Origin of the sequence: Streptomyces sp. NPDC046716 (assembly GCF_040645755.1) — a bacterium.
Classification (GTDB): Bacteria; Actinomycetota; Actinomycetes; order Streptomycetales; family Streptomycetaceae; genus Streptomyces.
The window spans coordinates 44,522-64,611 of record NZ_JBEYYU010000047.1 but is presented as its reverse complement, the minus strand read 5'-3'; the positions used below and the strand labels follow the sequence as shown (position 1 = coordinate 64,611).

At 71.1% G+C, this 20,090-nt stretch carries 15 protein-coding genes and 1 tRNA gene; 4 read left to right on the top strand and 12 right to left on the bottom strand.

Annotated features, from left to right (window positions below):
- Positions 1-91: 91 nt before the first annotated feature.
- Positions 92-322, bottom strand: a complete 231-nt coding sequence (locus tag ABZ930_RS29690) for a hypothetical protein (RefSeq protein ID WP_361554310.1) — start codon at positions 320-322, stop codon at positions 92-94.
- Between the two features lie 94 nt (positions 323-416).
- Between ABZ930_RS29690 and ABZ930_RS29685 the strand changes: the two genes are divergently transcribed.
- Positions 417-1,106 carry a helix-turn-helix transcriptional regulator gene (locus ABZ930_RS29685; RefSeq protein WP_361554285.1) on the top strand — a complete coding sequence of 230 codons (690 nt, stop codon included), beginning with the start codon at positions 417-419 and terminating at the stop codon, positions 1,104-1,106.
- Positions 1,103-2,761, top strand: a complete 1,659-nt coding sequence (locus ABZ930_RS29680) for a tyrosine-type recombinase/integrase (protein WP_361554282.1) — start codon at positions 1,103-1,105, stop codon at positions 2,759-2,761. The genes ABZ930_RS29685 and ABZ930_RS29680 overlap by 4 nt, the downstream gene beginning before the upstream one ends.
- Before the next feature lie 128 nt (positions 2,762-2,889).
- On the opposite strand, the gene ABZ930_RS29675 is transcribed toward ABZ930_RS29680, so the two are convergent.
- The 5 genes from ABZ930_RS29675 to topA form a co-directional block, all read right to left on the bottom strand.
- Positions 2,890-2,963: transfer RNA gene (locus ABZ930_RS29675), tRNA-Thr, on the bottom strand.
- Positions 2,964-3,069: 106 nt separating this feature from the next.
- A complete protein-coding gene (locus tag ABZ930_RS29670) occupies positions 3,070-4,647 on the bottom strand; it encodes an alpha/beta hydrolase (protein ID WP_361554279.1) in 1,578 nt (525 codons plus the stop codon).
- Between the two features lie 61 nt (positions 4,648-4,708).
- Positions 4,709-5,914, bottom strand: a complete 1,206-nt coding sequence (locus ABZ930_RS29665; protein ID WP_361554276.1) for a DNA polymerase III subunit delta' — start codon at positions 5,912-5,914, stop codon at positions 4,709-4,711.
- A gap of 102 nt (positions 5,915-6,016) precedes the next feature.
- Positions 6,017-9,154 (bottom strand): dTMP kinase, encoded by a 3,138-nt coding sequence (gene tmk, locus ABZ930_RS29660; protein WP_361554273.1) that lies wholly within the window; start codon positions 9,152-9,154, stop codon positions 6,017-6,019.
- A 159-nt stretch (positions 9,155-9,313) separates the two neighbouring features.
- Positions 9,314-12,166, bottom strand: a complete 2,853-nt coding sequence (topA, locus tag ABZ930_RS29655; protein ID WP_361554270.1) for a type I DNA topoisomerase — start codon at positions 12,164-12,166, stop codon at positions 9,314-9,316.
- A 418-nt stretch (positions 12,167-12,584) separates the two neighbouring features.
- On the opposite strand from topA, the gene ABZ930_RS29650 reads away from it, so the two are divergent.
- Both ABZ930_RS29650 and ABZ930_RS29645 read left to right on the top strand, forming a co-directional pair.
- Positions 12,585-13,115 (top strand): TM2 domain-containing protein, encoded by a 531-nt coding sequence (locus ABZ930_RS29650; protein ID WP_361554268.1) that lies wholly within the window; start codon positions 12,585-12,587, stop codon positions 13,113-13,115.
- Positions 13,099-13,515 carry a DUF2752 domain-containing protein gene (locus tag ABZ930_RS29645; RefSeq protein ID WP_361554265.1) on the top strand — a complete coding sequence of 139 codons (417 nt, stop codon included), beginning with the start codon at positions 13,099-13,101 and terminating at the stop codon, positions 13,513-13,515. Before ABZ930_RS29650 ends, ABZ930_RS29645 begins: the two co-directional genes overlap by 17 nt.
- Positions 13,516-13,653: 138 nt before the next feature.
- On the opposite strand, the gene ABZ930_RS29640 is transcribed toward ABZ930_RS29645, so the two are convergent.
- The 6 genes from ABZ930_RS29640 to bldG all read right to left on the bottom strand — a co-directional run bounded on the left by ABZ930_RS29640 (position 13,654) and on the right by bldG (position 20,013).
- On the bottom strand, positions 13,654-13,851 hold the full coding sequence (locus tag ABZ930_RS29640; RefSeq protein ID WP_361554262.1) for a hypothetical protein: 198 nt from the start codon (positions 13,849-13,851) through the stop codon (positions 13,654-13,656).
- A 109-nt stretch (positions 13,852-13,960) separates the two neighbouring features.
- Entirely contained in the window at positions 13,961-15,529 is a 1,569-nt protein-coding gene (locus ABZ930_RS29635) for a methyltransferase (protein WP_361554259.1), read from the bottom strand.
- A gap of 141 nt (positions 15,530-15,670) precedes the next feature.
- Complete coding sequence (locus ABZ930_RS29630; protein WP_361554256.1) at positions 15,671-16,252, bottom strand: small secreted protein; 582 nt, start codon at positions 16,250-16,252, stop codon at positions 15,671-15,673.
- Between the two features lie 215 nt (positions 16,253-16,467).
- Entirely contained in the window at positions 16,468-18,873 is a 2,406-nt protein-coding gene (locus ABZ930_RS29625; RefSeq protein WP_361554253.1) for a sodium-translocating pyrophosphatase, read from the bottom strand.
- Positions 18,874-19,096: 223 nt separating this feature from the next.
- Positions 19,097-19,528 carry an ATP-binding protein gene (locus tag ABZ930_RS29620; RefSeq protein ID WP_361554250.1) on the bottom strand — a complete coding sequence of 144 codons (432 nt, stop codon included), beginning with the start codon at positions 19,526-19,528 and terminating at the stop codon, positions 19,097-19,099.
- Between the two features lie 143 nt (positions 19,529-19,671).
- Positions 19,672-20,013 carry an anti-sigma factor antagonist BldG gene (gene bldG, locus ABZ930_RS29615; protein ID WP_003975386.1) on the bottom strand — a complete coding sequence of 114 codons (342 nt, stop codon included), beginning with the start codon at positions 20,011-20,013 and terminating at the stop codon, positions 19,672-19,674.
- Positions 20,014-20,090: the final 77 nt, after the last annotated feature.

The window sequence follows — 20,090 nt, the reverse complement described above, 5'->3', positions numbered from 1 at the left end:
GAGCGACCACGGACAGTACGTCCACGCCGTGCCACAGTCCAGCATTTCTGTGTCAGCTCAGCGCAGAAGCGTCCGCTAGGGGCTGGCCCTGTCATGCGGCCAGGCCCAGCAGGGCCAGCAGATCGGCGGTCACCACCCGGTATGCGTTGCCCAGCCTCAGCACCTTGCACGGGTACAGGCCACGCTTCGCCAACTCGTACCCCTTGCTCCGCCCAAGCCCCAGCGCGCGGTTACCCGTATCCAGGTCAACAGCGGCGGGAAGCTCCAGCAGCTCCTTGCGGCTCATCCCCCTCACCCGGCTGACGGGTTCGTTCTCACGCATACGCGCTCCATCCATGACTGAGCCCTCGGCGAACGCGTCGATCACGCCCGTCTCCAAGCCGTGGAATAAACGCTAGCCAAGCTACTGTGTCTTCATGACACAGCGCCGTTCCGACCATGGATACGAGAAAGACGCCGAGGTCGACGACCTCGAATGGGAGGACCACGTCATGGCCACCGTGGCCGGCGAGGTCCGCAGACGGCGGAAGGAACTGGGGTGGAGTGCACAGGATCTGGCCGACAGGTGCGAAGAGGCCGGCTATCCGATTCCCCGCAACGTGATCGCCAACATGGAGTCCGGCCGCCGCGCCGTCCTCCCCCTGGTCGAAGTCATGGTCCTCGCGAAGGCCCTTCGCATGTCCCCGATCGCCCTGATCTACCCCGTCGGCTACGTCAAGGAGGTCCGCCAACTCCCCTACGAGGAACCGCGACCGGCCTGGGACGCCTTGCAATGGTTCACCGGCAACTCGCCTGCCGAGGAGGCCACCGACTACATGCTCGACCACTTCCTCGCCCACGACCTCGAACTCCGCTCGGCCCTGGCGGCAGTGGAGAGCGAGGACTACGAGCGCTGGAAGGTGAAGACCGCCGCAAACCGCGTACAACGGGAAGCTGCCGAGCGCGCCTTGGCCCGATACACCGACCAGGCAACCAACGCCAAGTACGAACTGCGCCACCACCGTGATGCCATCCGCGAAGGCGGCGGCACCCCACCCCACCTGCCCTCCCCACTCGCCGACGTCGACCCGCCGGACAGCGACACCACCGAGGAGAATGATCTTTGAAGGGCTCCACCTACCGCCGCTGCTCCTGCCGCGACCCGAAGACGGGCAAGGAACTCGGCACGTCCTGCCCCAAGCGCAACAGCAGGAACCACTGCACCTACTCCGTACGCCAGGAGCTGTTGCCCCGCGCGGACGCCAGCCGCCGTTCCTTCGCCCGTGGCGGGTACGGCAGCCTCAAGGCGGCCCAGGCCGACCTCGACCACGTACGGGCCCTCCTCGGACTCGCCGACTCGGACGACTCCGAGGGCGCCGAACTCTTCGCCGAGATGCTGGCCGAGGTCAGTCGTGAGCGGTCGCCACTCCCGGAGGTCGAGGAGACGAGGCGGCGCCTCAACTCCGGCCAGGACCTCATCGGCAGCCTGACCGTGACCGAGTGGCTCGACCGCTGGCTGGCCGGCAAGCGCATACGCAAGTCCGGCCTCAATCGCTACGAGACCGACATCCGTGTCCACCTGAAGCCGCGCATTGGCAACCGGCGCCTGGACCGGCTACGCGTCAGCCACCTGAGCGAGATGTTCACGGACATCCGCGACGCCAACGCCCAGACCCTGGAGGACAACGCCCAGCGGCGAGCCGCGATCGACGAGTTGGCGACCGTGCCGTGGAAGGGCGCCGAGAACCGAGCGCGACGCAAGGCGATGAAGGCCGCAATCGACGAGATGCCGCCCTTCCGCCGCATCACCGGCCCGGCTACGCGCCAGCACGTCAAGGCCACCCTCCGAGCGGCCCTGAACGACGCCATCGGGCAGCAGATCATCACGTTCAACCCGGCCGCCCACGTGGAGATCGACCCCGTGCGCAAACCGAAGGCGCTCGTGTGGGCGGACGATCGGGTCGCCAAGTGGGAGCAGACGGGCGAGAAGCCGTCGCCCGTGATGGTCTGGACGCCCCAACAGACCGGCTCCTTCCTCGACTTCGTCGCCGAGGATCGGCTGTACGCGATGTGGCACCTGATCGCCTTCCGCGGCCTGCGCCGAGGCGAGGCATGTGGGCAGCCCTGGTCGGAGACGAATCTCGACACCCACTCCCTCACCGTCTCCTCCCAACTCGTTCAGGACGGCTGGGAGATCGAGGCGTCCGACCCCAAGACGGACAGCGGCTATCGCGTGGTCGCACTCGACGACGACACCGTCGACGTCCTGAAGGACCACCGTGAGCGGCAGGACAAGGCCCGCGAGAAGTGGGGTACGGCCTGGATCGACACCGGTCACGTCTTCACGCAGGAAGACGGCTCCTGGCTCCACCCCGGCAAGGTGACCGACCTCTTCGAGCGGCTCGTCGCCGCCTCCGGCCTCCCGCCGATCCGGCTGCACGACCTGCGCCACGGCGCGGCCACCCTCATGCTCGCCGCCGACATCGACATCAAGATCGTGTCGGACACCCTCGGGCACAGCGACACCCGGATCACGCGGGACATCTACCAGAGCGTCCTGCCCCAAGTCGGCAGGAGCGCCGCCGAGGCCACCGCGAAGCTCGTCCCTCTCCAGCGCAAGGCCGAGGCCGAGAAAGCGGCGCGCAAGGCCGCGAAGAAGGAGAAGGCCAAGAAGGCTGCGGCCAAGAACGCCGGCAAGGCAAAGGGCGGCAAGCCGAGGGACAAGGCGAGGTCCCCGGCCAAGGCGGGCAAGTCAGCCAAGCGCCGGAAGCCCAAAAAGTAGATCCCCGAGCCGCTCCGCTCACGCATCGCTCACGCAAGCACTTCCACGGCATCCCCACCGTGCGCCCCGCCACGCCCCAGGCATGAAAAAACCCCAGGTCACGGCGAGTGAGTCCTGGGGTTAATCCGAGCCGCCTTCGGGATTCGAACCCGAGACCTACGCATTACGAGTGCGTTGCTCTGGCCATCTGAGCTAAGGCGGCGCCGCCGATGCGCACCGGAGTGCGTCAGCAACGTCGTCAATGCTACACGCTCCCGGGGGGTGCTTCGCCCACCCTTTTATGACCAGGGACGATCACAGCGCACCGGCTATGAGCAGCGCTTTCCGTCGGTGGGCGGGGTGCCGGTCAGGAGGTAGGTGTCGATCGCCTTGTCGATGCAGGTGCTGCCGCGGCCGTACGCCGTGTGGCCGTCACCCTCGTAGGTGAGCAGGCGGCCCGAGGAGAGCTGGGAGGCGAGGGACTCGGCCCAGCCGTAGGGGGTGGCCGGGTCGCGGGTGGTGCCGACCACGACGATGGGGGCGGCGCCCTCGGCGGTGATGCGGTGGGCCTCGCCCGTCGCCTTCACCGGCCAGCTCGCACAGTTCAGGGAGGCCCAGGCGAGGCCGGCACCGAAGACCGGGGACGCCTTCTCGAAGTCGGGGAGGGCCTGCTGGACCTCCTGGGCGGAGGTGAAGGCGGGGGGCTGGTCGAGGCAGTTCACGGCGGCGTTGGCGAACATCAGGTTGGCGTAGGAGCCGTCGGGGTCACGCTCGTAGTAGCTGTCCGACAGGGCCAGCAGACCCGCGCCGTCCTTCTTGTCCATCGCCTCGGTCAGCGCGTCGCGCAACTGTGGCCAGGCTCCCTCGTCGTACATCGCCGCGATCACGCCGGTGGTGCCGAGCGCCTCGCCCAGCTTGCGGCCGTCCGCGTCGCCGGTGGCCAGCGGGGTGCGGTCGAGAGCGGTGAAGAAGTCCTTCAGGCGCTGCCCCGCCCGCGCCGGCGTGCCGGTGCCGAGCGGGCAGTCGGCGCGGGCCGTGCAGTCCTTGGCGAAGGAGGTGAAGGCCGTCTCGAAACCGGCGGTCTGCTGGAGGTTCATCTCGCGGGCCGGCAGGGAGGGGTCCATCGCGCCGTCCAGGACGAGCCGGCCCACCCGCTCGGGGTACAGGCCCGCATACGTCGCGCCGAGGAAGGTGCCGTAACTGGCGCCGACGTAGGTCAGCTTCTCGTCGCCGAGCGCGGCCCGTGCGAGGTCCATGTCGCGGGCCGCCTCGACGGTGGAGACGTGCGGCAGGACGCGCCGGGAGGTCGCGTCGTGGGTCTCGCAGCCCGACGCGAACTTCTCGTAGGCGGCGCTCACTTCGGTCTTCTCGCGCGCGTCGTCCGGCGTCATGTCGGTCTGCGTGTACGTGTCCATCTGCTTGCCGCCGAGGCAGGTGACGGGCTCGCTGCGGGCGACACCGCGCGGGTCGACGGCGACCATGTCGTAGCGGGCCCGGACTCCGGCGGGATAGCCGATGCCCGCGTACGCCTGGAGGTAGCCGATCGCCGAGCCGCCGGGGCCGCCGGGGTTGACCAGCAGCGAACCGAGGCGCTTGCCCGGGCCGGTGGCCTTCTTGCGGGAGACGGCGAGGTCGATGTCCCCTGCGGACGGCTTGTCGTAGTCGAGCGGCGCCTTGAGCGTGGCGCACTGGAAGCCGGGGACTCCGCACTCCCGCCATTTGAGCGACTGGTCGTAGTACGGGGCCAGTTCGGTCGGGGTCGCGCCGGGCAGCGCCGCCAGGGAGGCGTCGGCGGTGCCCGAACTCCCTGGGGAGCAGGCCGCCATGCCGGTCAGCAGGAGGGCCGAGGCAGCCAGCAGGGCGGCCTTGCGGCGGGGCGAGGTCGAAGAGGGACGCCTGAAGTACATCCGGCGAGCGTAACGCTCCGCAGGGGAAGAGTGACTTTAAGTCGCCAAAGGGCCTACCCGGCTACCCCGCGCGGAGCGCCACCGTCATCGCCTCCACCGCGAGCAGCGGCGCGACATTGCGGTCCAGGGCGACCCGGCACGCTCCGATCGCCTCGATGCGGCGCAGCGTCGCCTCGGGCGAGCTGCCGCGGGCGACCCGCTCCAGCGTGTCCTGGATCTCGGTGTTGGCCAGCGCCACCGCCGAGCCGAGCTGCATCGCGAGCACGTCCCGGTACACACCGGTGAGGTCGGTGAGGGCGAGGTCTAGGCTGTCGCGCTGCGATCTGGTGCGGCGGCGCTTCTGCCGGTCCTCCAGGTCCTTCATCACGCCGGCCGTGCCGCGCGGCATCCGGCCGCCGCTCTGCGCGCCGAGCGCCGCCTTCAGCTCCTCGGTCTCCTTGGTGTCGACCTCTTCGGCGAGCTGCTTGGAGTCCTCGGTCGCCGCGTCCACCAGCTCCTGCGCCGCCTTGAGGCAGCCGCCGATGTCCTCCACGCGCAGCGGGATCTTCAGCACGGCGGCTCTGCGCTCCCGCGCGCGCGGGTCGGTGGCCAGGCGGCGGGCCCGCTCGATGTGGCCCTGGGTGGCGCGGGCGACGGAGGCTGCGACGGACGGCTCGATCCCGTCCCGCCGTACGAGCATGTCGGCGACGGCGTCGACGCCCGGGGTGGACAGGGTGAGCAGGCGGCAGCGGGACCGGATCGTCGGCAGCACGTCCTCCACGGAGGGCGCGCACAGCAGCCAGACCGTGCGGGGGGCGGGCTCCTCCACGGCCTTGAGCACGGCGTTCGCCGATTTCTCGTTCAGCCGCTCGGCGTCCTCGACGAGGATCACCTGCCAGCGGCCGACCGCCGGGGCCGTGTACGACTTGCGGACGGTGTCGCGCATGTCGGCGACGAGGATCTGCGCGCCGTCGGCGGCGATCGTCGACACGTCCGCGTGCGTACCGAGCAGGGCGGTGTGACAGCCATCGCAGAACCCGCAGCCGGGGGCGCCGCCGAGCGCGCGGTCCGGGGACACGCACTGCAGGGCGGCGGCGAACGCGCGGGCCGCGGTGACCCGGCCCGCGCCGGGCGGTCCGGTGAACAGCCAGGCGTGCGTCATCTTCGACGCGGGAGGCGGCGGGGTGTCCGCGGCGGCCGCCGTCACCAGGGCGTCCGCGTCCCGCGCGGCCGCGTCCAGCGACACGATCACGCGCTCCTGACCGACCAGGTCGTCCCATACGGCCATGGGGATACCGCCCTTCCTCCAGCTTCAGCCCCATTGTGCCGGGCGGCACTGACAACCCGGGCGCGCCGGACACTCCGGGCGTCCGGGCAGCGCCTCGGCGCCTCAGCGCCTGCGCCCGCCCCGGCCGCCCCGCTCGTCCTCGTCGTCCCGCCCGCCGAGCAGTTCGTCGGCGAGCGACGGCAGGTCGTCCAGCGGGGTCTCCTCCGCCCAGTCGGGGCGGGGGCGGCGGCGCGGCCGGCCCTCCTCGTCGACCTGCGGCAGTTCGGCCGTGCGCTCCGCGGAGCCCTCGGCCGAGGGCCGCTCGTCACGGAAGTAGCCCGGCGGCACCCGGCTTCCCGAGTCCCCGGACGGGTCCGGCACCTGCGGCAGCACGGCCGTCTCGTCGGAGGCGCCGACGGGCGGCTGCGGCAGCACCGCGGTCTCCTCTGCGTCCGAAGGCGCGGACGGCGCGGACGGGTCCGGCACCTGCGGCAGCACCGCGGTCTCGTCGGCGGCGGACAGGTCCTCGGGCCGGACGACGGGCGTCGGCACGGTCACCTCGTTGTCCGGGACATCCGGAACGTCCGGGGCATCCGAAGCGGTCCGGGCGGCCGGGGCCGGCCGGGCGTCCTCGACCTTGCGGAACTGCACCGTCCGGCCGGTCTCCGCGGCCGCGGCGCTGGCCTGCGCGGCGAGCCGCCGCGCCTCCTCGGCCCGCAGCAGCGCCTCCTCGGCCTTGCGCTGCTTCTCCAGGCGCCGCTCCTCGGCCTCGGCGCGCAGCCGCGCCTCCTCCTCGGCCTGCCGCTGGCGGCGCTCCTCCTCCGCCTTGCGGGCCGCTTCCTCGGCGAGCAGCCTGACGCGCTCCTCCTCGGCCTTGCGGCGGGACTCCTCGGCGCGCTTGCGGGCCTCCTCGGCCTGCCGCTCGGCCTCGATGCGCTGCGCCTCCTCCAGCTCGCGGCGCTTGCGCTCCTCCTCCTCGGCCCGCAGCTTGGCGAGCTGTTCCTGCCGCTCGCGCTCGACGCGCTCCTCCTCGGCCTTGCGCGCGGCCTCTTCCTCGGCCTTGCGGCGGGCCTCCTCCTCGGCGGCCTTGCGGGCCTCCTCGCGGGCCTGGATCTCGGCCTCGGAGAGCGGGAGCAGCGTGTCGAGCCGGTGCCGGATGACGGTGGTGACCGACTCCGGCTCCTGTCCGGCGTCGACGACGAGGTAGCGGCCGGGATCACCGGCGGCCAGGGTGAGGAAACCGGAGCGCACGCGCGCGTGGAACTCCACCGGCTCCGACTCGAGCCGGTCGGGCGCCTCGGTGAACCGCTCGCGGGCGGCCTCCGGGTCGACGTCGAGCAGCACGGTCAGATGCGGTACGAGACCGCTGGTGGCCCACCGGTTGATCCGGGCGACCTCGACCGGCGACAGGTCGCGGCCCGCGCCCTGGTAGGCGACGGACGAGTCGATGTACCGGTCGGAGATGACGATGGCGCCGCGCTCCAGGGCGGGGCGGACGACGGTGTCGACGTGCTCGGCGCGGTCGGCGGCGTAGAGCAGCGCCTCCGCGCGGTGGGACAGGCCCGCCGAGGAGACGTCGAGCAGGATCGACCGGAGGCGCTTGCCGACCGGGGTGGCTCCCGGCTCGCGCGTGACGACGACCTCGTGGCCCTTCTCCCTGATCCACTCGGCGAGCGCGGCGGCCTGGGTGGACTTCCCGGCGCCGTCGCCGCCCTCCAGGGCGATGAAGAAGCCGGTGGTGGCGGGGGCCTGCGCCGGGTCGTGCCCGCCGAGCAGCGCGTCGCGCAGGTCGTGGCGGAGCGGTACGCCGCTGCGGTCGTCGGCCTTGGCGAGGACCAGCGCGGCGACGGGCAGCAGCAGCGCGCCGACCAGCATCAGCGTGAACGCGGCGCCGCCGTGCGCGAAGACGAACTTCCCGTTCTCCAGGCGGTGCGGCCCGATCAGCGCGGCGAGGAGGGGCGCGAGCAGGGCGCCGAGTGCGAGGGAGACCCGTACGACGGCCTGGAGGTGTTCGGTGGTCCGGGCCCTGCGGTACTCCTCGGCCTCCTGGTCGAGGAGGGTGTGCCCGGTGTTGGCGGCGATGCCCGCGGTGACCCCGGCGAGCGCCAGGATGAGGATCACGGTGGTGACGTCGGGCACGAGCCCGGCGGCGAGCAGTCCGATGCCGGTGAGCGCGATGGCGAGGGCCAGCAGGCGGCGCCGCGAGAGCGACGGCAGCACGGACGGCGCGGACCTGATCCCGACGACGGTGCCGCCGGTGAGGGCGAGCACGAGCAGCCCGAAGGTGACCGGGCCGCCGTCCAGGTCCTTGGCCTGGAGCACGGACACGGCGACGGCGGCCGAGACGGCCCCGGCGACGGCGGCGCAGGCCAGGACGAGCAGCGGGATGGCTCCCGTGCGTCCCTTGTCGGCGGTGCCCTCGCCCGTCTTCGGCCGGCGCAGGCCCTCCAGCGGGGACCGCGGGCGCGGGGTCTGCGTGTCGGGCAGTTCGAGGAAGAAGACGACGGACAGCGACGCGGCGAAGAGCCCCGCGGCCACGTACGACGAGAGCGCCGCCTGGTGCAGGTCGAACCAGTCGATGCCCGCGCCGATCAGGTTCTGCACGAGGGAGACGACCAGCAGGACCGCGGCCGCCAGCGGTACGCCGACGAACGTCGTCCGCAGCGAGAGCCGCCGCAGGGCGTCCATGTGGTCCGGCAGCGGCCGCACGGCCGCGCCCTCCAGCGGCGGCGCGGGCAGCAGCGCGGGCGCCGCGCTCTCCTTGGCGACGGTCCAGAACCGCTCGGCGACCCCGGCGACGAAGGCCGTCACGAGGATCAGCGCCAGGGCGTTGTCCGGCGTCCAGTCGATCCACAGCGGCGCGACGATCAGCAGCGCGGCCCGCAGTCCGTCGGCGCCGACCATGGTCCAGCGCCGGTCGAGCGGACCGCCGGGGGTGGTCAGCGAGGTCAGCGGCCCGAGCAGCACGGCGCCGAACAGCAGGGTGGACAGGACGCGCGCCCCGAACACCGCGGTGACGGCGAGGGCGACCCCGCGGTATCCACCGCCGAACGACCCTTCGGAAATGGCCGCCTGAAGCGTGAGCACCACGAGCACAAGCAGCCCGAGGACATCACCGACTCCACCGACGAGCTGCGCCGACCACAGTCGTTTCAACTGGGGTACGCGCAGGAGCGCGCGCACGGCGCGCTCTCGGGAGTCCGCTACCAGGGCGTCGTCTGGGGCCGTGTGGGGGGCCGTTGGCTGCTCGGCACGGGTCATTCGTCCAGCCTATCGGGACCGACCGACACTCCGTGGGCCCGGTCCGAACAAATGGACGCCCCCGGTACAACTCCCGGGGGCGTCCATGGGTCCACGTACAACGGCCTCGTCGGCAAACCGCGCCCTACCAGGCAAACCGGTCCGCTACGGCCGTGGCTCCTACTCGTCGGCCGCCTTGGCTGCCGTCGCCTTCTTGGCGGGCGCCTTCTTCGCCGCGGCCGTCGTCTTCTTCGCCGTGGTGGTCTTCTTGGCCGCCGTCTTCTTCGCCGTGGTCGTCTTCTTGGCGGCGGTCTTCTTCGCCGGCGCCTTCTTGACGGCCTTCTTCGCGGTCTTCTTGGCCGGCCCCTTGGCCCGCTTCTCCGCGAGCAGCTCGTAGCCGCGCTCGGGCGTGATGTCCTCCACGGAGTCGGCCGCCCGCAGCGTCGCGTTCGTCTCTCCGTCGGTGACGTACGCGCCGAAGCGGCCGTCCTTCACGACCACGGGCTTGCCGCTGACCGGGTCCTCGCCGAGCTCCTTCAGCGGCGGCTTGGCGGCCGCGCGCCCGCGCTGCTTGGGCTGGGAGTAGATCTCCAGCGCCTCTTCCAGCGTGATGGTGAAGAGCTGCTCCTCGGCCGTCAGCGAGCGCGAGTCGGTGCCCTTCTTCAGGTACGGGCCGTACCGGCCGTTCTGCGCGGTGATCTCGATGCCCTCGGCGTCGGCGCCCACGACGCGCGGCAGCGACATCAGCTTCAGGGCGTCGTCGAGGGTCACGGTGTCGAGCGACATCGACTTGAACAGCGACGCCGTCCGCGGCTTCACCGCGTTCTTGCCGGTCTTCGGGGTGCCCTCGGGGAGCACCTCGGTGACGTACGGGCCGTAGCGGCCGTCCTTGGCGATGATCTGGTGGCCCGACACCGGGTCGGCGCCCAGCTCGAAGTCGCCGCTCGGCTTGGCGAGCAGCTCCTCCGCGTACTCGACGGAGAGCTCGTCGGGCGCCATGTCGTCGGGGACGTCCGCGCGCTGGTGGTTCTCGGAGTCGCGCTCGCCGCGCTCGACGTACGGGCCGTAGCGCCCGACGCGCAGCACGATGTCGTTGCCGACGGGGAAGGACGAGACCTCGCGGGCATCGATCGCGCCCAGGTCGGTCACGAGCTCCTTCAGGCCGCCGAGGTGGTCCCCGTCGCCGTTGCCCGCGTCGGCCGCGCCGCCGGTGCCCGGGGTGCCGTCGCCCTCGCCGAAGTAGAAACGCTTCAGCCACGGCACGGACTGCGCCTCACCGCGCGCGATGCGGTCGAGGTCGTCCTCCATCTTGGCGGTGAAGTCGTAGTCGACGAGCCGGCCGAAGTGCTTCTCCAGCAGGTTGACGACGGCGAACGACAAGAAGGAGGGCACGAGGGCCGTCCCCTTCTTGAAGACGTAGCCGCGGTCGAGGATCGTGCCGATGATCGACGCGTACGTCGACGGGCGGCCGATCTCGCGCTCTTCCAGCTCCTTGACGAGCGAGGCCTCGGTGTAGCGGGCCGGGGGCTTCGTCGCGTGGCCGTCGACCGAGATCTCCTCGGCGGACAGCGCGTCGCCCTCGGTGACCTGCGGCAGGCGGCGCTCGCGGTCGTCCAGCTCCGCGTTCGGGTCGTCGGCGCCCTCCACGTAGGCCTTCAGGAAGCCGTGGAAGGTGATGGTCTTGCCGGACGCGCTGAACTCGGCGTCGCGGCCGTCGGCGGACGTACCGCCGATCTTGACCGTGACGCTGTTGCCGACCGCGTCCTTCATCTGGGAGGCGACGGTGCGCTTCCAGATCAGCTCGTAGAGACGGAACTGGTCGCCGGTCAGGCCGGTCTCGGCGGGCGTGCGGAAGCGGTCGCCGGAGGGACGGATCGCCTCGTGCGCCTCCTGCGCGTTCTTGACCTTGCCGGCGTACGTGCGCGGCTTGTCCGGCAGGTAGTCCGACCCGTACAACTGCGTGACCTGGGCACGGGCGGCCGAGACCGCCGTGTCCGACAGGGTCGTGGAGTCGGTACGCATATAAGTGATGAAGCCGTTCTCGTACAGCTTCTGGGCCACCTGCATGGTCGCCTTGGCACCGAAGCCCAGCTTGCGCGAGGCCTCCTGCTGCATCGTCGTCGTACGGAACGGGGCGTACGGCGAGCGGCGGTACGGCTTGGACTCGACCGAGCGGACCGCGAACGACGTGTTCTCCAGGGCGGCGGCCAGCGCGCGGGCATTGGCCTCGTCCAGGTGCAGCGTGTTCGCCGAGTTGCCGCCCTTGATCTGGCCCAGCGAGTCGAAGTCGCGGCCCTGCGCGATGCGCTTGCCGTCGACCGCGGACAGGCGGGCGACCAGGGAGGACGGGTCGGAGGGGTCACCGGCGCGGCCGGTCGAGAAGGTCCCGGTCAGGTCCCAGTACTCGGCGGAGCGGAAGGCGATGCGCTCGCGCTCCCGCTCGACGACGAGGCGGGTGGCCACCGACTGGACGCGGCCCGCCGACAGGCGCGGCATGACCTTCTTCCACAGGACCGGCGAGACCTCGTAGCCGTACAGGCGGTCGAGGATGCGGCGGGTCTCCTGGGCGTCGACCATGCGCTTGTTCAGCTCGCGCGGGTTGGCCACGGCGGAGCGGATCGCGTCCTTGGTGATCTCGTGGAAGACCATCCGGTGGACGGGAACCTTGGGCTTCAGGACCTCCAGGAGGTGCCACGCGATGGCTTCGCCCTCGCGGTCCTCATCGGTGGCGAGGAAGAGTTCGGTGGAGTCCTTCAGCAGGTCCTTGAGCTTCTTGACCTGGGACTTCTTGTCGGCGTTGACGACATAGATGGGCTCGAAGTCGTTCTCGACGTCGACGCCGAGGCGGCGGACCTCGCCGGTGTACTTCTCGGGGACCTCGGCCGCGCCGTTGGGGAGGTCGCGGATGTGCCCGACGCTCGCTTCGACGACGTACCCAGGGCCGAGATAGCCCTTGATCGTCTTCGCCTTGGCGGGCGACTCGACGATGACGAGTCGGCGGCCGCCCTGTGCGGTCTCGCTGGTCGGGGACAACTTCGCTCTTCTCTCCGGTCGGCGGTCGGGGCCGTTCTCTGGTCGCGGCTGGCGCCGCTGTGTGGCACTGCTGCGGAGTGTGACGGTACCTCCCGCCGGTGTGTCAAACGGGAAAAGCACGCAGCAGCCACTCGGAACGGTAACCCGACTCCTCGTGATCCTGCCCCCGGACCGGGGAGCGGAGCCACGCGCTCCGGGTATCCGCGCCCTCACTGTGTGTGTCACGTTCCTTGTCATGGGCGTCCCGGTCGAGCCCCGGGCGGACCCCGCCCGGACCCCGCCCGGGCCCCGGTGAAGGAGGTCCCGGCCGCCCTCACTGCCCGTCCCGGACCGCTCCTGACAAGATGGCGGATGGCTGGGGGAGCCCGCGGGAGCCTCCGGCGCGTCCCCACGCTTCCCGATCGCAGGAGCAGCCCCGATGTCCGACAGCAACCCCTACGGCCCGCCGCCGAAGGACCAGGGTCCCTACGGCCAGCAGCCCCCGCAGCCGCCGCAGGACCCGCCCGGCCAGGGACCGTACGGCTATCCGCAGCAGGGTTCTCCCCAGCCCGGCTACGGCTACCCCCAGGCGGGGTCCCAGCCGGGCCCCGGATACGGGTATCCGGGCGGTGCTCCCGGCGGCGCGCCCGGTGGCGGCTTCCCGCCCCCGCCGGGACCGGGCATGGGCATGCCGGGTCCCGGTACGGGCATGGGCTACGACCCGAACGCGCCCTACGGCTACGACCCGTACGGCCGGCCGTACTCCGACAAGTCCAAGATCGTCGCGGGCGTGCTGCAGCTGTTCGTGGGCTACCTCGGCATCGGCCGCTTCTACATGGGCCACGTCGGCCTGGGGCTCGCTCAGCTGTTCACCTGCGGCGGCCTCGGCATCTGGTCGACGATCGACGGCATCGTGCTGCTGTGCAGCAACAACACCACGGACTCGAACGGCCGTGTCCTGCGCGGCTGACGGCCCGAACCGGGCCAGGACACCGTGGCGGCATCCGGCGGCGGTCCCCGCGACGGTGCTCGCCGCGGGCGCCGCGGGCGCGGTCTATCTGTACGGCACCGATCCGCACGAGGCGGGCCACTGGCTGCCCCGCTGCCCGTTCAACTGGGCCACCGGTCTGCTGTGCCCGGCGTGCGGCGGGACCCGCATGGCGTACGACCTGATGCACGGTCAGTTCTCGGCGGCCTGGCACGACAACCGGCTGCTGCTCCTCGCCGCCCCCTTCGCCCTCGCGCTGCTGGGGCGCTGGGCCTGGGAGGGCCTGCGCGGGCTCCGCTGGCGGCCCCGGATCTCGGTACGCGGCCAGACGGCGATCCTGGTGACCGCGGTCGTCTGGACCATACTGCGCAACGTCTTCTGAGCTTCCCCCTCAGGTCGCGGACCCGCCACGCATCGCGTCCCGGGCCGGCGCCCCGACGTGCGGCAGGGCCCGCCCCGCTGATGCGGGGCGGGCCCTGTGTCGTTCCCTCGGTCGCGCGCCCGTGCCGGGTCGGCGACGTCACACCTGTGCGAAGCACCACACCGCGAGTCCCAGGGACACCACCCCGATGACGCCGGTGAGCACGGCGGCGGCCACCGGACGCGCCGCGTCCACCACCGGCTCGCGGTGCAGGGTGCGCGCCCCCGTCCAGGCCACGAGGCCCGCTCCGAACAGCGCGAACACCGTGCCCGCGAAGAGCGCGGGGGTACTCTCCATCGCCTTGCCTCCCGGATCACGGGTACCGGTCGCGGTACCCAGGCACGCGACGGTGACACGTACAGGCCAACCCGGGGTGAACTCCCGTACAGCGCGGGGCGAAGAGCGGTTAGCCGACCGGGTCGGCGGACGGGTCGGTCGGCGTGGCCGGCTCGAGGAAGCCCTGCTCGACCAGGGTGCGGATCTGCGCGGGGACCTGGTCCCGCAGCAACACCGACTCCTCGCCGACGAGTTGCGCGATGGCGTCCAGGATCGTCCCGGCGCTCAGCGACCCGTCGCACACCCCGGCGAATCCGGCGGCGACCGTGTCCACCTTCGTCGCCCGGCGCATCCCGCGGCCCTGCCGCAGCACGACGTGCTCCGGGTCCTCGGCGCCCGGCAGCCCGACCTGCTCCTGCACGACCTCGCCGGCCAGCACGAAGGACGACTGGAGCAGCGCCGCGTCGTCGTGCGTGCGCAGCCAGTCGACCCGCTCGAAGTGCGCCCGCACGGCGTCGCCGAGCGGCTGCTCGACGGGGTGCGGCCACTCCTCGACCACGATCGACGGCTCGTCATGGGTGGTACGGCGCAGGGAGATCCAGCCGAAACCGACGGCCTTCACCTTGCGCGCCTCGAACTCGTCCAGCCACGCGTCGTACCGGGCCGCGTACTCCGCCGGGTCGGTGCGGTGGTCACCGGCGTCGCGCAGCCACAGCTCGGCGTACTGCGTGATGTCCTGCACCTCGCGCTGCACGATCCAGGCGTCGCAGCCGCGCGGCACCCACGAGCGCAGCCGCTCGGTCCACTCCTCCCCCTCGACGTGCTGCCAGTTGGCCAGGAACTGGGCGTGTCCCCCCTCGTTCAGGCGCTCCCCCGCTCCCTGAACGACCGAGCGGCACAGATCGTCCCCGCTCATCCCGCCGTCGCGGTAGGTGAGCCGGGCGCCGGGCGAGATCACGAAGGGCGGGTTGGACACGATCAGGTCGTACCGGGCGTCGTCGGCCTCGCCGACGGGCTCGTACAGCGAGCCCTCGCGCAGGTCGGCCGCCGGGGCTCCGGAGAGCGCGAGGGTCAGCGCGGTGATGTGCAGGGCGCGGGAGTTGAGGTCCGTGGCGGTGACCCGAGTGGCGTGCCGGGTGGCGTGCAGCGCCTGGATGCCGGAGCCGGTGCCGATGTCGAGGGCGGAGCCGACAGGTGTGCGGACGGTGATCGCGGCGAGTGTCGTGGACGCGCCGCCGACGCCGAGGACGACGTCGGTGTCCGCCTGACCGCCCCGGCCGCCGATGCCGCCCGCGCCGCCGACGGCGCAGCCGAGGTCGGAGACGATGAACCAGTCCTCGCCGTCCGGGCCGCCGTACGGGCGTACGTCGACGGTCGCGGCCAGCTCGTCGCCGCCCGCCTCCCGCAGCCAGCCGCTCTCCAGACACGCGGTGACGTCGAGGACGGCGGCCAGCCGGTCGCGGGCGACGGGCTGCTGCAGCAGGAAGAGCCGGACGAGCGTCTCCAGGGGGCGGTCGCCCCGCGTGGCGCGCAGCGCGGGCACGGTCTCGCTGCGGGCGAGCGCGGCGTAGGCCGGTGCCCCGAGCAGGTCGAGCAGCCCGTCGGCGGTGAACTCGGCTTCGAGGAGGGCCGTACGCAGGGCGCGGGTGGCGTCCGGGCGGTCGGCTGCGGGCAGGGGGGCGGCAACGGGATAACTCACGTTGCCATTGTGACGCGTCTGCCGGGTCGCTGATCGTCATGCGGGTGCGGGTCTCGTCGTGGCTGGTCGTGCAGCCGAAAGACGACACCCCCGGCGCCGCGCACAAGGCGCAACCCCGGGGGCGATTGAGGCAGGGCCTGACTACGAGGCCGACGGCGTAGCGGATGCGCTCTTGCAGCTCTCCTGCTTCGCCATGGCCTTGCCGACGTCACCCTCCTCCAGGTTCTTGAGGGCGTCGCTACCGCTCTGGCTGAGCTTGTCGAGCTCGCCCGCGATGCCCTTGAGGCCCTCGGCGAACTTGGCCTGGTCGTCGGTGTCCAACTTGTCGACCTGGCCCTTCAGGTCCGCGTAGGACTTGGAGATCTTGTCCAGTTCCTGGACCGCGTCCTGCTGCTTGGTCTTGCCGTCGTCAACGGGCGGGGCTCCGGCCTTGTCGACCGCGTCACCGATCGCCTTGTAGGCGTCGGACATGTCCTGGAACGCCTGGGCGTCCGTCTTCTTCACGTCGGCCGGCGCGCTGTTGTCCGACGTCTGCTTCTGGATCGCCGCGTTCGCGGACTCGATCTTCTTCGCCTGCGGCTGGACCTTGTCGCAGACCTGCTTGGCCCAGGAGTCCAGCTTCTCGCTGCTGTCGTCGCTGCAGCCCGACAACGCCAGTACCAGTACCGCACCGCCGGACAGTGCGGCAGCTAGCTTCTTGTTCACCGGATTGGTCCCTTCCATGGCTTACGGCCCCGGAACTTACACGCCGAGCACACGACAAGCGCACCTCGGGCGTTCAATAAGACCGCTTTATTGACCTTTAGCAGCCATTTGCACCAAGGGAGAGAAGGCTCACGGGTTACGCGCCGCGAAGTTCTCCGCGGGTCCGAACACGCAGGTGGGCGGAGAGCGCGTCAAAACACGCTCCCCGCCCGCTTGTTGAGACCGGGTCAGATCTAGGTGCGCTGGGACACCGCCTCCGGGTCCGCCTGCTCGGGCACCCGCCCCGGCTTCCCGTCGCCGTCCGGGTCGTCGCCGACGACGATGCCGCGCCTCTTGGAGACGTAGACCGCGCCGATGATGACGCCGAGCGAGACGACGGCGATCGCGACCCGTACGGGCACGCTGGCGTCGTCGCCGTAGCTGAATTTGACGACCGCGGGCGCGATCAGCAGCGCGACGAGGTTCATCACCTTCAGAAGCGGGTTGATGGCCGGACCCGCGGTGTCCTTGAACGGGTCGCCGACCGTGTCGCCGATGACGGTGGCCTCGTGCGCCTCGCTGCCCTTGCCGCCGTGGTGGCCGTCCTCGACGAGCTTCTTGGCGTTGTCCCAGGCGCCACCGGAGTTGGCGAGGAACACGGCCATCAGCGTGCCGGTGCCGATGGCCCCGGCGAGATACGCGCCGAGCGCGCCCACGCCGAGCGTGAAGCCGATCGCGATCGGCGCCATGACGGCGAGCAGGCCGGGCGTGGCCAGCTCCCTGAGCGCGTCCTTCGTGCAGATGTCGACGACGCGCCCGTACTCCGGCTTCTCGGTGTGATCCATGATTCCGGGGTGCTCGCGGAACTGCCGCCGCACCTCGTAGACCACCGAACCCGCCGACCGCGATACGGCGTTGATGGCGAGCCCGGAGAAGAGGAACACCACCGCGGCTCCGGCGATGAGCCCCACCAGGTTGTTGGGCTGCGAGATGTCCATGACGAGGTTCATCGGCCCGCCCTCGCCGACCTTCTCGCCGACGTCGCTCGCGGCCGTGAGGATCGCGTCGCGGTACGAGCCGAAGAGCGCGGCCGCCGCGAGGACGGCCGTGGCGATGGCGATGCCCTTGGTGATGGCCTTCGTGGTGTTGCCGACGGCGTCGAGGTCGGTGAGCACCTGAGCACCCGCGCCCTGGACGTCGCCGGACATCTCGGCGATGCCCTGGGCGTTGTCGGAGACGGGCCCGAAGGTGTCCATGGCGACGATCACGCCGACGGTGGTCAGCAGCCCGGTGCCGGCCAGCGCGACCGCGAACAGCGCGAGCATGATCGACGTACCGCCGAGCAGGAACGCGCCGTAGACGCCGAGTCCGATCAACACCGCGGTGTACACGGCCGATTCGAGCCCCACCGAGATGCCCGCGAGGACCACGGTCGCCGGGCCCGTCAGGGACGTCTTGCCGATGTCCCTGACGGGGCGCCGGGTGGTCTCGGTGAAGTAGCCGGTGAGCTGCTGGATGAGGGCCGCGAGCACGATGCCGATGGCGACGGCGACGACCGCGAGGATCCGCGGGTCGCCGTCCTTGGCCCGGATGGCGGCGTCGGTGACCCCGTCCAGGTCGGCGTACCTGCCCGGCAGGTACAGGAAGACGGCCGCGGTCACCAGGGCGAGCGAGATCACCGCGGAGATGAAGAATCCGCGGTTGATGGCGCTCATCCCCGAGCGGTCGGTCCGGCGTGGCGCGACGGCGAAGATGCCGATCATCGCCGTGAGGACCCCGATCGCGGGCACGATCAGCGGGAACGCGAGCCCCGAGTCGCCGAACGCCGCCTTGCCGAGGATCAGCGCGGCGACCAGCGTGACGGCGTACGACTCGAAGAGGTCGGCGGCCATTCCGGCGCAGTCGCCGACGTTGTCGCCCACGTTGTCGGCGATGGTCGCGGCATTGCGCGGATCGTCCTCCGGGATGCCCTGCTCGACCTTGCCGACCAGGTCGGCGCCGACGTCGGCGGCCTTGGTGAAGATGCCGCCGCCGACCCTCATGAACATGGCGATCAGCGCGGCACCGAGCCCGAATCCCTCCAGCACCTTGGGCGCGTCGGCGGCGTAGACGAGGACGACGCAGGAGGCGCCGAGCAGTCCGAGCCCGACCGTGAACATGCCGACGACGCCGCCCGTACGGAAAGCGATCTTCATGGCGTTGTGCGAGACGGTGGTGAGATCTTTTTCGGGTTCGCCTTCCGCGGGTGTCGCCTCTCGGGCCGCGGCCGCCACGCGCACATTACTGCGCACCGCAAGCCACATTCCGATATAGCCGGTGATCGCCGAGAAGACCGCGCCGATCAAGAAGAAGATCGAGCGCCCGACGCGCTGATTCCAGTCGTCGGCCGGCAGCAGCAGAAGCAGGAAGAACACCACGACGGCGAATACGCCGAGGGTACGCAGCTGTCGCCCCAGATAGGCTTTCGCGCCTTCCTGCACCGCGGCCGCGATCTCTTTCATGGATGGGGTGCCCTCGCCGGCCGCGAGCACCTGACGCACCAGGACCCCTGCGACGGCGAGCGCCGCGAGCGCGACGAGCGCGATGACGATCACGATCAGTCGGTTGTCGTCCGTCAGAACTGCGGCTGCGAGGCTTGCGAACTGAGAAGGCTCCGCCATTCGTCCTCCTTGACGCTTGGGCTGAGCTCAAGATGTGGACGGATTGTAGGGAGCGGAACCTGATCTCAACAGGGCGCCGTAAACGGAATTGTTCTCCACCAGAAGAGTGATCGATAAACCCCGCTAATTCACCGAGGGCATTAGCGAAGATCCAGAAAAGAAGAAAGCCCCTGATCACCCTGACGGTGAACAGAGGCTTGAGAAAAAGCGCACAAGCGGAGAGCTACGGCAGCAGGGTCGTGGGCAGTGTCGGCCAGCTCATCCGGATCTGGCCGCCGTCCGCGTCCGCGGTGACCTCGACGTCGTCGACGAGGCCGCTGATGACGGCGAGACCCATCTCGTCCTCGCCCTCCGCGTCCGGCTCACCGGCCGTGCCGGGGACTCCGGGCGCCGCGGCGGTCGCGTGCGGCGCCTCGTCCCCGACCTCGATGGAGAACTGCTTCTCCTCCTCGATCAGCGCCACCCGCACCGGCGCCGTGATGCCGCCCGCCTGATGCAGGCCGACGGCGCGGGAGCAGGCCTCGCCCACGGCGAGCCTGACCTCGTCGAGCACGGCCTCGTCCACGCCCGCCCTGCGCGCCATCGCGGCCGCCACCAGGCGGGCCGTGCGGACGTGCTCGGGCAGAGGGCTGAAGCGGAGTTCGACGGTGGCCATGCATCCCCCTCGGACGTACGGGCGTGCTCTCGGGGACCGGGCACGGTTCTTGGCCGCCCGATCCCCGTCTCTCTATCGATCTTCCCGCGATGAGCCGGCCCAGTCACCCGGCCGATGGCCGGGCCGCCGGGCCGGTCGCCGGCTCAGTCGGTCGCCGCGACGGCTTCCTCGACCGAGGTGTGGATCGGGAACACCTTGGTCAGACCGGTGATCCGGAAGATCTTGAGAATGCGCTCCTGGTTGCAGACCAGGCGCAGCGAGCCCTCGTGGGCACGCACACGCTTGAGGCCGCCGACCAGCACGCCGAGCCCGGTGGAGTCGAGGAAGTCCACGCCCTCCATGTCGACGACAAGGTGGAAACTGCCGTCATTCACCAGCTCGACCAGCTGCTCGCGCAGCTTGGGCGCGGTATACACATCGATTTCTCCACCGACCTCGACGACCGTACGATCGCCGACGGTACGGGTCGACAGGGACAGGTCCACGGATCCTCCAGCACCTTGCTATCGAGCGGTCGCCCCTCGGGGACACCTCGGCTTGATCCCCCGGGACGGTTCGCCAG